Source organism: Flavobacterium psychraerolatum (genome assembly GCF_025960985.1).
Taxonomy (GTDB): Bacteria; Bacteroidota; Bacteroidia; order Flavobacteriales; family Flavobacteriaceae; genus Flavobacterium.
In genome coordinates, this window is record NZ_JAOQMX010000045.1 from 21,522 (window position 1) to 34,602 (window position 13,081).

Annotated in this window: 11 protein-coding genes; 6 read left to right on the plus strand and 5 right to left on the minus strand. The window is 35.4% G+C overall.

All coding sequences use genetic code 11. From position 1 onward, the window contains the following. The first annotated feature begins 659 nt into the window (after positions 1-659). Positions 660-950 carry an AAA domain-containing protein gene (locus M2326_RS14610; RefSeq protein ID WP_413603275.1) on the plus strand — a complete coding sequence of 97 codons (291 nt, stop codon included), beginning with the start codon at positions 660-662 and terminating at the stop codon, positions 948-950. Between the two features lie 34 nt (positions 951-984). Here M2326_RS14610 and M2326_RS14615 read toward each other — a convergent pair whose 3' ends face one another. The 3 genes from M2326_RS14615 to M2326_RS14625 are packed head-to-tail and all read right to left on the minus strand — an operon-like array spanning position 985 to position 2,825. After that, a complete protein-coding gene (locus tag M2326_RS14615) occupies positions 985-1,620 on the minus strand; it encodes a conjugal transfer protein TraD (protein ID WP_264620288.1) in 636 nt (211 codons plus the stop codon). A gap of 7 nt (positions 1,621-1,627) precedes the next feature. Beyond that, positions 1,628-2,053, minus strand: coding sequence for a DUF3408 domain-containing protein (locus tag M2326_RS14620; protein ID WP_264620289.1), 426 nt, complete (start codon positions 2,051-2,053; stop codon positions 1,628-1,630). 4 nt (positions 2,054-2,057) lie between these two features. After that, positions 2,058-2,825, minus strand: a complete 768-nt coding sequence (locus M2326_RS14625; RefSeq protein ID WP_264620290.1) for a ParA family protein — start codon at positions 2,823-2,825, stop codon at positions 2,058-2,060. 725 nt (positions 2,826-3,550) lie between these two features. On the opposite strand from M2326_RS14625, the gene mobA reads away from it, so the two are divergent. The 5 genes from mobA to M2326_RS14650 all read left to right on the plus strand — a co-directional run bounded on the left by mobA (position 3,551) and on the right by M2326_RS14650 (position 9,060). After that, positions 3,551-3,991 (plus strand): conjugal transfer protein MobA, encoded by a 441-nt coding sequence (gene mobA, locus M2326_RS14630; protein ID WP_264620291.1) that lies wholly within the window; start codon positions 3,551-3,553, stop codon positions 3,989-3,991. Beyond that, positions 3,988-5,304 carry a relaxase/mobilization nuclease domain-containing protein gene (locus tag M2326_RS14635; protein ID WP_264620292.1) on the plus strand — a complete coding sequence of 439 codons (1,317 nt, stop codon included), beginning with the start codon at positions 3,988-3,990 and terminating at the stop codon, positions 5,302-5,304. The genes mobA and M2326_RS14635 overlap by 4 nt, the downstream gene beginning before the upstream one ends. Before the next feature lie 105 nt (positions 5,305-5,409). Next, on the plus strand, positions 5,410-7,410 hold the full coding sequence (gene mobC, locus M2326_RS14640) for a conjugal transfer protein MobC (protein ID WP_264620293.1): 2,001 nt from the start codon (positions 5,410-5,412) through the stop codon (positions 7,408-7,410). 94 nt (positions 7,411-7,504) lie between these two features. Beyond that, positions 7,505-7,795 (plus strand): helix-turn-helix domain-containing protein, encoded by a 291-nt coding sequence (locus M2326_RS14645; RefSeq protein ID WP_264620294.1) that lies wholly within the window; start codon positions 7,505-7,507, stop codon positions 7,793-7,795. Positions 7,796-7,809: 14 nt separating this feature from the next. Further along, entirely contained in the window at positions 7,810-9,060 is a 1,251-nt protein-coding gene (locus M2326_RS14650; protein WP_264620295.1) for a type II toxin-antitoxin system HipA family toxin, read from the plus strand. A gap of 430 nt (positions 9,061-9,490) precedes the next feature. On the opposite strand, the gene M2326_RS14655 is transcribed toward M2326_RS14650, so the two are convergent. Continuing rightward, entirely contained in the window at positions 9,491-11,572 is a 2,082-nt protein-coding gene (locus M2326_RS14655) for a type IA DNA topoisomerase (RefSeq protein WP_264620296.1), read from the minus strand. Positions 11,573-11,593: 21 nt separating this feature from the next. Further along, complete coding sequence (locus M2326_RS14660; RefSeq protein ID WP_264620297.1) at positions 11,594-12,889, minus strand: DUF3945 domain-containing protein; 1,296 nt, start codon at positions 12,887-12,889, stop codon at positions 11,594-11,596. Between the last annotated feature and the right edge of the window lie 192 nt (positions 12,890-13,081).

Sequence of the window (13,081 nt, forward strand, 5' to 3'; positions counted from 1 at the left end):
CACGGCGTAGTCACAATAAAACAGCAGCTTGAAAACAGCAGCTGTTATATTGCACTGCTTGTTCCTCATCTTCACACCGTCTCTTCCTGCGTTCGGTCGGGCTTATGCATCCACAATACCACTTAATTCCGTTTCGCTTTCAAAATATTTTGTTTTAACATTACGAAACAAACGATCGAGCTAGCTTAATTATGTCGTGCCATAACCCAATTAACGGAAGAACTCGAATTAAAACATTTGAAAAAAGGAGAAAAATGATAGCAAAAATTGGGCACAAAACTGAGAAACGAACACAGAGTTCCTGTAGAATGGTCTCCTTATAGGACTTCGGTACAAAATTATCTGATAGAATTTCTTTGTCGGGAACTTATATGAACGTTGGAGATACGGAGAAAAAAATTTGGACTTGTTTTCCATTACGAACCCATAGGCGTTGTGATAACCCTATCTTCTCCATCGCTAATAAAATAGCTTATGGAGAACAAATGGTAAAAGCGGCCAAAAATTCTACGGAAACCTTTATTGGAAAGTCAACTTGGTTTAATGTAAACTCAGACACGGTTAAACTTATTAATAAACACGTAGTAAGAGAGAAAATCACATTTTTACATCAAAAGATTAAGGAATTGAGAAATATTTGATACCAAGCAGAAATATACATCATCTCACCATTTAAATCAGTCGCTTCCTCTTGTGAAGAAGAATTTAGAAATGACAAAAAAATATTGTGTGGAACTATAAACAAATTTCAAGGAAAAGAGGCTGAAATTGTATTTTTAGTATTGGGGAGTGACCCCAAATCAACAGGGGCAAGAAATTGGGCTTCACAAAAGCCAAATATGCTTAATGTTGCACTTACTAGAACTAAAAAAAAGATTTATATAATCGGAAATAAAAAACTTTGGGGCTCTTGCACTTATTACAATGCAATGGTTAAGATGTTGGAATAGTAACCGTTAAAAGGCTATTTCTTTGCACATTATTTTACACAAACGCCCCAATATCAAAATCTTCCAAATCATTTTTTTGCAAAGAAGAAGAACCAGAATCCGTCTCTGAAGAAAGTGTACCGTCTAGCAGCTTGGCTATTTTTAGAGAGGCATCTTCGATAGAATTTTCCAATAGGTCGAATAATTCGGTTCCTTGTATTTTCTGAAGTAGGACTGTTGCTGTTTCCTTTTGAGAGGGTCTCATTTTCTCTTTTTTTAACAACTTTTTTACAGTGCTTAATTCTTCAAAGGTAACCCCTTGGGCAAAACCATTTTCGCCATCGGATATTCCATAACTATTCCATTCTTCTTCTTCCTCGTTCTCAAAATCAGGTATATTCCCAAAAACTTCATCCAGCTCTTCTGTTAGTATTTGTAATTCGACTTTTTCTTCGTCGATTTCAATGTCAAAATTACCATTAGTTTGTTCCTCTTTTTGCTCCTGACTTTCATTGTCATTTTTTGGCACAGCAAGGCTTCTTTGAGGCTTGGGTTGCCCCATAATATCAGGTAGCTTTGGTTCATTTTTATCCTGTATTGGCTTTTGCTCCTGATATTTTTTAATAACAATTTTATCTTGTAACAGCAGTACTATTATGATAAGCAAGCAAATTACGATTACTGTTTCCATAACTTTTTTATAAAATGGGTTTGTATTTATCGTTAAAACTCTTCGTAATCTGCTCACCAAATTCCTGAAAATGGTAATCTAGCATATTATCCAAATAAGCATAAATAGTGATCTTGTCTTCGCCTATGACCTGAACAATTCGGGAAAGCTTTTCGTGGAAATCGGGTCTGATATAGACCGTTTTTCCGTCCCGTGCATTGGTGTCAATTCTTTTGAAAAAAATACTTTCGTAATCCCCTTCGCTCGCCCGTTTCCCCTTACTCTTTTCCTTAATCGTACTTTTCTCTTTGGGAGGTTCTTTATAATTCTCGTATTCCCTTTCTTTTTCTATCGGAACTTGTAAACCTTCTTTTTTTATACCATCCACCATCAAGTTCATCATCAACTCTTCGTTAATTTCGGGAGCGTTTTTTTTCTTGTTTTCTTTCTCCATAATTCTATAATTGAATGATTTTCAAAAATTCGTTTATAAATTGATCTAATTGGCAGGCTTTCATCAAACGTTCATCGGGTGGCATTACGGTTGAGCGAAATACAGTTTTGCTATGTTCTTCACTTTCTTTGCGAAAGCGAGTGCTGTTCTTAATTTGGCTTTGCATTAAACTTAATCCCAATTGCTCGATTAGTTGGTTATAAGCTTTGTACAAAGGCGTACTTTCTCTACCGTCCACCTGATTCCAAAACAGATTAATAGTTTCTATAGAAGTTGCTCCTTTTTTCATAATTACATCTTGCAATAGCTGCGTAAAAATTAGGGTGCTTTCCATAACCAAACGATCAGCCGTAATTGGCGTAAAAATGTGGTGCATTCCTGCCAAAGCTTTCAGAATACCGGGAGTATTCACCGTACCAGGGAGATCAAAAAATAGAACATCAATTGGTGTATCAGAAGTATTTAAAAATTCCTGAGCAGCATCCAATACGCTTTCCGCTTTGTGTTGTAGAATGGGATAGGCTTTTTTGTTGATGGTGGTAAATTGTTTGTAGGCTAGTTTTTTCAAATGCTCATTTTCCATAACCATAGCCAGATCACGAGATTTCATTTTAATCAAACTATGTTGTGGAAAATCGGCATCAAAGACGGCTACATTGAAACCTAATCGATAATGCATTGTACTTGCAACTAATGTTGTAAACGTACTTTTTCCGACACCTCCTTTTTGAGAAGAAAAAGCGATAAATTTTGTGTTGTGATTTGCATTCATAATTCCATTTTTTTTAATTATTTATATCGGTATTTACTTGTATTTGTACTTCTTTAATTAGATACCTACAGCAATATGTCTGTACCGATTTGTCTATGATTTTATGTAGTTAGGTAAGCTGTTAACAACATATCTGCAAATTGCGTTATGTATGTATATCTGTAGGTAATTCCATAAATATTTATCTACAGGAGTGCTTAGAAACACAATTACATTTCTACTTAATCATATAACTATCTAGTTCAATCTATCTCTATTTATAACTGTATGACTGTACTTTTCTATAGTGATACTTATGTAATTATGTGGTTACGTACATAGCTAACTAGGTATTCCTGTTTGTTTATAAGTACAAAGAAACAGAGCGATATAAGTGCTTCTAACATTGTGGTTGTTCTTGGCTTTTATTGACACGGTTTGGCAATTCCTTATACCATAACCCTAAACCAATCAATGTCTTACTTTGTAAAAAGACAAAACAGATTAAAAAATGAAAAGCATAAATCGAATTTTAAACAAGAACTGGAACGGCCTTAAGCCGTTTTTCCCTGCTCTATTAAATCTGTTCCGCCGACAGGCGGACGGATTATCTGTTCACCAGAACAGAGCAAGTTGTGTTTTGAGGCACTCGAAATGAATTCCGTGCCTCAAAACAACTTGCCCTTGCAGGGGCTTAAAAATCCCTCCGAAGTCGGGGTTTTCTAAAAATTAAAATTGGAATGATTATGGAGAATCAAGAGAACAAAAAACAACACAAAGGTGGTAGGAATCCCAAAAAGGATCCTAGCATCCATCGTTATGTTTTTCGTTTAACGGATGAGGAAAATGCTAAATTTCTTTCGCTTTTTGATGCTTCTGGATTAGACAATAAAGCTCGTTTTATTACTTCTGTTTTATTTGAAAAGCAAATAAAAACGGTAAAAGTAGACATGGCAGCAATGGATTATTATATGCGCTTAACCACTTTGTATGGTCAATTTCGTGCGGTTGGTGTCAATTACAATCAAATTGTGAAGATATTATACCGCAATTTCTCTGAAAAGAAAGCATCAGCTTACCTCTTTAAATTGGAAAAACAAACTATAGAATTAGCTCAGTTATGTCGTGATATCGCTCAATTAACAGCAGAATTTGAATTGAAACATTTGAAAAAAGAAGAAAAATGATAGCAAAAATTGGTCGTGGAGCAAATATAATTGGCGCGCTTTCGTATAATCATCTCAAAGTTGACCAAGAAAATGGAGCAATACTAGCGACCCATAGAATAAGAGAAACAGTCAATGGACAGTTTACAATTAACCAATTATACAGTTCATTTGAACCCTATTTAATGGCAAATAGGCGAACAGAAAAACCAGTTTTACATATCTCACTCAATCCAAATCCAAAAGATAGTGTTACTGATGAAGACTTTAAAAAAATCGCGAAAGACTACATGGATCTTATGGGCTATGGAGACCAACCTTATGTAGTATTTAAACATACTGATATTGAACGAACGCACATTCATATCGTTTCGACTTGTGTAGATCGTTACGGTAAAAAGTTATCTGATTCCTATGAAAAATTGCGCTCTATGAATGCTTGTCGCGAACTGGAACAAAAATATCAATTACTTCCTGCTACTGAAAAGAACCATAATTCAAAAGAAGTGATTTTTAAACCCGTTGACTACAAAGAAGCCAATGTAAAAAGTCAAATAGCATCGGTAATTCGGCATTTACCAAAGTATTACCAATATCAAAGTTTAGGGGCTTACAACGCATTACTTTCCCTATTCAATATCACTGCCGAACAAATAACAGGAGAGATTCAAGGTCGGACTAAGCAAGGACTCGTTTATTTTGCATTAGATGAGAATGGAGAAAAAGCAACAAATCCGTTTAAATCCTCTCTCTTTGGAAAACAGGCTGGAATGGAAAATTTAGAAAAGCATTTCGAACAATCGAAAGTAAAAATGAAAATAGAGCCTTCGAAAGATATTTTAAAAAATTCGATTGAAGTTGCCATGAATACCACCATTGGTGAAACCGACTTTAAAAAACAACTAGTCGATCAGGGAGTGAATACAGTTGTTCGAAGAAATGACCAAGGTCGAATATATGGAATAACTTTTATTGACCACGAATCCCGTACTGTTTGGAATGGATCCCAATTGAGTAAAAATTTATCTGCCACCGTTTTTAATGAGTTATGGAAAAAGGATGGAACGCAAAAAGTTCAGAATGATAATAAAATTGATAAAAAAGTCTCATCCCAAAATCAAAAAAATGATTCCAAACCAGAAAATGAAAAACCGCATGCTCTTTTCGATTTCCTTAATGGAAATAATTCAACCTATTCTACTAATGGTTTTGGCCTTGTAGACAGCCTTGGAAGTTACCTTCCAAATGCTCAAGCTGAAGATTATGAAGAGCAAACATTTGCTAATCAAATCAAGAAAAAGGCGAAACGAAACAATCGTCGTGACAGGAAATAGTTTCAGCGAGACAACAAATGCTAATGAACGCCAATGGAGGCCAATTACCTTAGATTCTTTTAGGTTCGATTTACTTTCGCTCGTTACATTTTAAATATTTCTACTATGCAAGGAGAAGACGATTTAAGAGGACTCGCCAAAATAATGGCTTTCATGCGTGCGGTAAGCATCCTATTATTATTGATGCACTTTTACTGGTTTTGCTATAGCTTTTTCTTAGAAAAAGGTTGGACGCTAGAAATCATTAATAAAATACTTGGCAATTTTCAGCGAACGGCAAGTCTGTTTTCTCACACCCTATACACTAAGCTTTTTGCACTAGTGCTGTTAGCTTTAAGCTGTTTGGGAACAAAAGGAGTAAAAAACGAAAAAATTAGTTGGACAAAAATATACATTGCCTTAATTATTGGATTAATACTTTTCTTTCTCAATAATCCATTATTAAAATTGTCAGCCGAGATTGCTACTTCCCTATATATTTTGACCACCTCAGCAGGTTACATTTCATTAATGGTAGCTGGTGTATGGATTAGCCGCCTACTGCGTACCAATCTTATGGATGACGTTTTTAATAATGAGAATGAAAGCTTTATGCAAGAAACCACATTAATGCAAAATGAATATTCTGTTAACTTGCCAACCAAGTTTTATTACAAAGGAAAATGGAATGAAGGATGGATAAACGTTGTAAATCCATTTCGAGCCTCCATTGTTTTGGGAACACCTGGTTCTGGTAAAAGTTATGCCATAATAAACAACTATATTAAGCAGCATATCGAAAAAGGATTTTCCATGTACATCTACGATTTCAAATTCGATGATCTTTCCACTATTGCATACAATCATTTATTAAAGCATAGCGATAAGTATACCGTTAAACCAAAATTCTATATTATCAACTTTGATGACCCTAGCAGAAGCCACCGTTGTAATCCCATCAATCCCGATTTCATGACGGACATCTCAGATGCTTATGAATCGGCTTATACCATTATGTTGAACCTTAACCGCAGTTGGATACAGAAGCAAGGCGATTTCTTTGTGGAATCTCCGATTATATTACTAGCCGCTATAATCTGGTTTCTGAAAATTTATGAAAACGGAAAGTACTGTACTTTTCCGCATGCTATTGAATTACTGAACAAGAAATATGTTGATGTTTTTACCATCCTTACTTCCTACCCTGATCTCGAAAACTATTTATCTCCTTTTATGGATGCTTGGCAAGGTGGTGCTCAGGATCAGTTACAAGGACAAATCGCTTCCGCAAAAATTCCGCTGTCACGAATGATTTCGCCCCAACTCTATTGGGTTATGACTGGTGATGATTTTTCGTTGGACATTAACAATCCAAAAGAGCCTAAAATTCTATGCGTTGGTAATAATCCAGATCGTCAAAATATTTATTCAGCGGCACTGGGTTTGTACAATTCGAGAATTATAAAACTAATCAATAAGAAAGGAAAATTAAAAAGCTCAGTGATCATTGATGAGTTGCCAACCATCTACTTTAGAGGATTAGATAATTTAATAGCTACCGCTAGAAGTAACAAAGTAGCCGTTTGTTTGGGATTTCAAGATTATTCGCAATTGACTCGTGATTATGGCGATAAAGAAAGTAAGGTTATCCAAAATACAGTAGGTAATATATTTAGTGGCCAGGTTGTGGGAGAAACAGCCAAAAGCTTATCAGAACGCTTTGGGAAAGTGTTGCAGAAACGCCAGAGTCTTACTATTAATAGAAACGATAAATCAACTTCGATCTCCACTCAATTAGACAGTTTGATTCCAGCCTCCAAAATATCCACGCTTACCCAAGGGATGTTCGTGGGAGCAGTTTCCGACAACTTTGATGAACGCATCGAACAGAAAATTTTCCATTCGGAAATTGTCGTAGATAATGATAGAGTATCATCCGAAACTAAGGCTTATAAAAAGATACCCGAGATTTTATCATTCACGGACGAAAACGGACAAGACAATATGAAGACCGAAATTGAAGCTAATTACAAACAGATAAAACGAGATATTGTTTTAATTATCGAAAGTGAATTGGATCGTATTAAAAATGATCCTGATTTACAACATTTGGTTCAGGAGGCATGAATTAGTTAAACTACAATTAAAGAAATCATTACACAATGTTTGTTATTATGTACATATTTGTTATTTTTGTTCATATTAATGAACATTTATAGAAATGAGCGCAAAAAAACAAATTGTATTCCCTAAACACCAACTCCTTCTAGAGCAAATGGGTGAGAATATTAAATTAGCTCGAAAAAGAAGAAAACTAACCGCCATTCAAGTATCTGAAAGAGCCGATATTGCTAGAACCACTTTATACCAAATAGAAAAAGGAAATTCTAGTGTGGCAATAGGTGCTTATTTTAATGTTCTAAGAGTACTAGGTTTGCAAGACGATTTTTTAAAAATAGCAGCCGATGACGAACTAGGAAGAAAACTCCAAGACCTTGACCTACTAAAATAATCAAAACATACAATATGGCTCCATCTAAAACCGATATTTACGTTTATGCCCATTGGCAAGAAATGCAGGAACCTAAATTAATAGGTATCTTATCTGCACAACAAGCCAAAGGAAAAAAAGCTTTCAGTTTTGAATACGATAAAAATTGGCTTAAAACAGAACAGAAATTTCTTTTGGATCCAGACATCCAATTATATGGAGGTCCACAATACCCAAACCAAAAAGAAAACTTCGGTATTTTTTTAGACAGCATGCCTGATACATGGGGACGAACTTTAATGAAACGCCGCGAAGCCCAACTGGCTAGAGAAAACAATGAAAAACCAAAAACACTCTATGAGATTGATTTTCTGCTGGGAGTATATGATGAAAGTCGTATGGGAGCGTTACGATTTAAAACTGACCCAACTGGAGATTTCTTAGATAATAGTAAAACCGCTTCTACCCCGCCCTGGTCTTCTATTCGAGAATTGCAAAACGCTGCAGCAAATTTCGAAAATGACAACAACAATGAAGAAGTGAACAAATGGTTATCAGTACTTATGGCACCTGGATCTTCATTAGGTGGTGCAAGACCGAAAGCGAATATTTTAGATAACGACAAAAGTCTTTGGATTGCCAAATTCCCCTCCAAAACAGATACTGTAGATAAAGCAGCTTGGGAATTTTTAGCCTATAAATTGGCCACTAGTGCTGGAATTAGAATGGTACCCTGTCGAATAGAAAAAATCATAGGAAAACATAATACTTTCTTTACCAAGCGCTTTGATAGAGAGCACGGTGAAAGAATTCATTTTGCTTCGGCTATGACTATGACAGGAAACAATGAAGATACTATAAGAGACAATCCCGTAAGTTATTTAGATATTGCCGAATTCATTAGCAATTATGGCGCAAAGGTAGAAGAAAATCTACACCAACTATGGCGCAGAATAATTTTTAACATTGCTATTTCTAACACCGATGACCATCTGCGTAACCATGGATTTATCTTGACCAGAGAGGGTTGGATTCTATCTCCTGCTTACGACCTTAACCCCTCTATCGACAAAGACGGTTTGGCTCTTAATATTGATATGGATAATAATGCACTGGATTTTGAATTAGCTAGAAGTGTCGGTGCGTATTTTAGATTGAATACTTTGCAAATGGATAAAATTATTCAAGAAGTTACACATGTTACAAGCAACTGGAAAACGGTTGCTGCAGAAATAGGAATTGCTAGAAGCGAGTTGGAATTGATGGAAAAAGCTTTTAACTATTAGAGATAGTTTAAATAATTCGTCTCACTCCAGTCATTCTCTTTGCTCCGTTCGGCTGCTTCAGTCGGTATGCTTTCAATAGTAAGGTGTAAACGAAATTTGTTTTTCGGCATACCTACCCTACGCAGGCACTTCACAGCCAATAAAAAAACAGCCTCTTAAAAATAAGAAGCTGTCTTTTTACGCTGTTCCGTTCCTCAGCTGCACACGTTCATTCCTTATATTCGGTCAGGCTAAATCAACTGGATAAAGCTTCATTTCGTTATGCTCCGTTCCTACGCTCCACTGCATTCCAGCCCTATCCAATTGATAGCCTTCCTTTTTACAATATGAGTTGATACTCAAATAATTTGCCTCTTATTGTTTTACGTGAAGTACAGCTTTCATTCACAGTTACATTTTGCTAAAAACAAAGAGAACTAATTCAATGACTCTATCTCTTTTTCTTGTTATCCGGAAATACGAATGATGTTTCTCCACTTACATTCATTACAATAAAAGCGTCAAATTTTTTACCTGATTTACTAAATAATCCTTTAAGAAGACTTGTCTTTCCATTTGTAATCAGTGCTTCCAAATCTACTAGACTGAGTTGCAACCCACAGATATTTCGGAACTGGGTCCAATTGCATTTTTCATCCTTGCATTTCACTAGCTTGTCCCGAATAAATACTTTTTCGACCTTACATTTTGGACAAATCAGATTAGGTACTCGCTCTACTTCTATAGCTAGATCTAGAATCTCCTGTGTTAAACTGACTGTAAAATCCTCAATTTCCTTCTCGAAGGTGACTAAATCTGACTCACTATTCTCTATTTTTTGTAACGCTAGTTCCCACTTGGAGGTTAATATCACATTGGCAATATTTTTGTCTTTTACCAATTCATAAACCTTTAATCCTTTTTCTGTAGGTAGTAATAGTTTCTTATCACGTTTGACGTATTCTCTCTTAAAAAGGGTTTCAATAATAGCTGCTCTTGTTGCTGGTGTTCCAATCCCTACATTTTGAATTGCTTTACGCTCCTGCTCATTTTCAATCTGACTCCCTGCATTTTCCATTGCAGAAAGCAAACTTGCTTCTGTATAAATAATTGGAGCTTTGGTTTTCTTTGCTACTACTTTTGCTGCTTTAATTTTAAGTTCATCACCAATTTTTAGAGTTGGTAATTCCTGAATAGGATCTTTATCTTCATCACTAAAATTGCCTTTGACAATTCTCCAACCAGCATCCAGAAGTTTAACTCCTTTTAAGGCAAAATCGTAGTGAGAAACTTGTACCATAACGTTGGTTATTTCTTTAATACAAATTGGTGAAACTGATTCTAATAACCGATAGACAATCATTTCGTAAATTGCATTCTCTTTGGCTGATAATGCAGATGGAATCTTATCGGTGATAAGGATACCATGATGATCGGTGACTTTTAAATCATTGACGATTCGCTTATTCAAGCGCCCCATTTGCATTTTAGCCACTGCAGCTTTAAATTTGTCCATCTCTTCTGTTATCCTTATTAATTTAGAAATTTCTTCCCACATGTCTTCAGGAATATATTTACTGCCGGTACGTGGATAACTAATAAACTTCTTCTCATAAAGACTTTGAGCAATGGTAAGCGTTTCTTCAGCGGTGAGATTTAGCTTAATATTTGCCTCCTTCTGCAATGCTGTCAAATCAAATAATAATGGTGGCTGTTCATTTATAACTTTAGTTTCTAAAGCACTTACTGAAGCCAAACCGTATTTATGAATTGTTTTCAATACATTATCCGTTTTTTTAGCTTCATCCCATTTAATGGTCGAAAGACTTTTAAAATCAAGGTATTCTTTGTTATGTTCCAGTTCTATTTGCCAATAGTGCTCAATGGCAAACGCCTTATTTTCCAGAAAGCGTTTACAAATTAGTGCAAGTGTAGGCGTCTGAACCCTACCTAACGAATAAACACCTCCTCCACTGGTAACCGTTAATGCTTGCGAAGCATTAATTCCTACTAACCAATCGGCACGACTTCTGCCCAACCCTGCATGATATAGACTGTCAAAATTGCTTCCTGATTTCAAATTATCAAGTCCTTTAAGGATTGCCTTTTCAGTTAATGAACTAATCCATAAACGTTCAAAAGGTTTAGTGCAGTTCAAATACTCATATATGTACCGGAATATAAGCTCCCCCTCACGTCCTGCATCTGTGGCGACAATGATACTTTCGCAGTTTTTAAATAGTTGATCAATAATGTTTAGCTGCTTCAAAGCCCCTAGGTCACGGACATAACTTTTATCTTTCTTGACCTTACGTACTGTCAATAAAAATGGTTTAGGTAAAATAGGCAAAGTCTCCCTTTGAAAACCATTAATGCCATAATCATCTGGCATGGCCAAAGACACTAAATGTCCAAACGCCCAGGTTACCTGATATCCATTTCCCATCAGGTAACCTTCCTTCTTTTCTTTAGCTCCTAACAAGAGAGCAATCTCTCGAGCAACACTTGGTTTTTCTGCAATTACTACTTTCATTTGGACTTGTCTTAATAGTAATTACATTTTTCGACCTTTCGATTTAGCTGCTGCTTTTGGTTTCTCCTGTTCCTCTTGCTGCTTTGAGTCATCAGGATTATTCTGCTTGCTTTTCAAAGGCTCTTTACTGTTTTTTGTCGCTTCGTTGGTTTTCCCTTCAGAGTTTACAGCAACCTGTGTTTTATTTTCTTCTTTAGGTTGGGCTTTTTCCTTTATTTTATTCGGGTTATCAAATGAGAAACCTGTTTTACCGCTGTCTTTATCGAATGTGATGTAGCCTTGGTATTCTTTTCCTTTTTTATCAAGCAAACCACTTACATAAACTGTTTGTCCTTCTTTGAATTTTTCAAATTGTGCGGCATCTAGTTCTTTCCCACGAAAGTTTTTAGGAGCTTCAATATTTTGATTTTCAGTTTGCTTGTTGGTGCTTCCTCTGTCGAATAAAAATTCAACATATCGTTTGTCTGCATTAAACTGTACTGAAGCATTAAAAGGCTCTCCTTTTTTAGAAATCATACCTTCCAAATGCAATGGCTTTCCTTCAGATAATATATTTTTTTGCTGATCATCAAGTTTAACACCCTTAATTTCATTGGGAATCTTGATTAGTGTTGTTCGAAGTGCGATAAGTTCGTTAGTCAGCTTATCAATACTAATAATCGACGGAATTTTTTCACCTGTCTTAGGATTTATTAACTCAACTACTCTTCCCATGTTGCCGTTTTTCAACAAATTATCTTTGTCCTCTTTTGTAAATTCATGACCAAAGAACTTAAATTGTAATTGGGGTTCTTTTCGAATTCCGTGAATGGCTAGAACAACTTGTCCGTCCTCTTTAGCTTGCAGAGAAAGTCTTGCATCCATTCGTGTAACTGATGTTCCCAAATCAAGAGTGACAGGAACTAATTCATTGGTCTTAAATCCTTTTAACAGCGGGTCTAATAAGTTCATTTTTTCGAGACGCTCCTTACTTAATCCCAGATTAGTCATTGCTTTCCAATCTATTTGCTCTACTTTATAGCGATAGTCGCTAGTTTCTGGGGTTGACTGTTTTGTTTCCATAATCGTATTGTTTTCTTGTTTATAATCTGTTATAGTTTTTACTTTTTCAATCATTCCTTTAAAAAAATGAAAATGTGTTGGATCTTTAAGCTGTGAATAAAAATTGGAAAAAAAATTAGAAAACAAATCGCCTTGCTTGTCAACACGCATGAATTGATTTTCATTTTTTTTATTAGAAATTAAGGTTTGCAAATCTTTATTTTTACCATTTTCCTTTGACGCCTCAATTTTCTTTTTGTTTTTATCTATTAGCAATAAAACATCTGAGAACTGTCCTTCTACTGGTACATTATATTTTAGCCCCTTATAAGTTCAGAGTGATATTCTAAATTTCAAATAGTACATTTGAGATATGAAATACAAGAAATGGAGTTTAGAAGAGAAGTTGGAAATTTTATCTTCTTGCGAAGAATTAGGCGTTGTAGAAACCTGTCGTAAATACAGTGT

Excerpts from the sequence above, each read along its gene's own strand:
- M2326_RS14615 (WP_264620288.1), bottom strand. The coding sequence starts at position 1,620 with ATGGAAACAGTAATCGTAATTTGCTTGCTTATCATAATAGTACTGCTG.
- M2326_RS14620 (WP_264620289.1), bottom strand. The coding sequence starts at position 2,053 with ATGGAGAAAGAAAACAAGAAAAAAAACGCTCCCGAAATTAACGAAGAG.
- M2326_RS14625 (WP_264620290.1), bottom strand. The coding sequence starts at position 2,825 with ATGAATGCAAATCACAACACAAAATTTATCGCTTTTTCTTCTCAAAAA.
- mobA (WP_264620291.1), top strand. The coding sequence starts at position 3,551 with ATGGAGAATCAAGAGAACAAAAAACAACACAAAGGTGGTAGGAATCCC.
- M2326_RS14635 (WP_264620292.1), top strand. The coding sequence starts at position 3,988 with ATGATAGCAAAAATTGGTCGTGGAGCAAATATAATTGGCGCGCTTTCG.
- mobC (WP_264620293.1), top strand. The coding sequence starts at position 5,410 with ATGCAAGGAGAAGACGATTTAAGAGGACTCGCCAAAATAATGGCTTTC.
- M2326_RS14645 (WP_264620294.1), top strand. The coding sequence starts at position 7,505 with ATGAGCGCAAAAAAACAAATTGTATTCCCTAAACACCAACTCCTTCTA.
- M2326_RS14650 (WP_264620295.1), top strand. The coding sequence starts at position 7,810 with ATGGCTCCATCTAAAACCGATATTTACGTTTATGCCCATTGGCAAGAA.
- M2326_RS14655 (WP_264620296.1), bottom strand. The coding sequence starts at position 11,572 with ATGAAAGTAGTAATTGCAGAAAAACCAAGTGTTGCTCGAGAGATTGCT.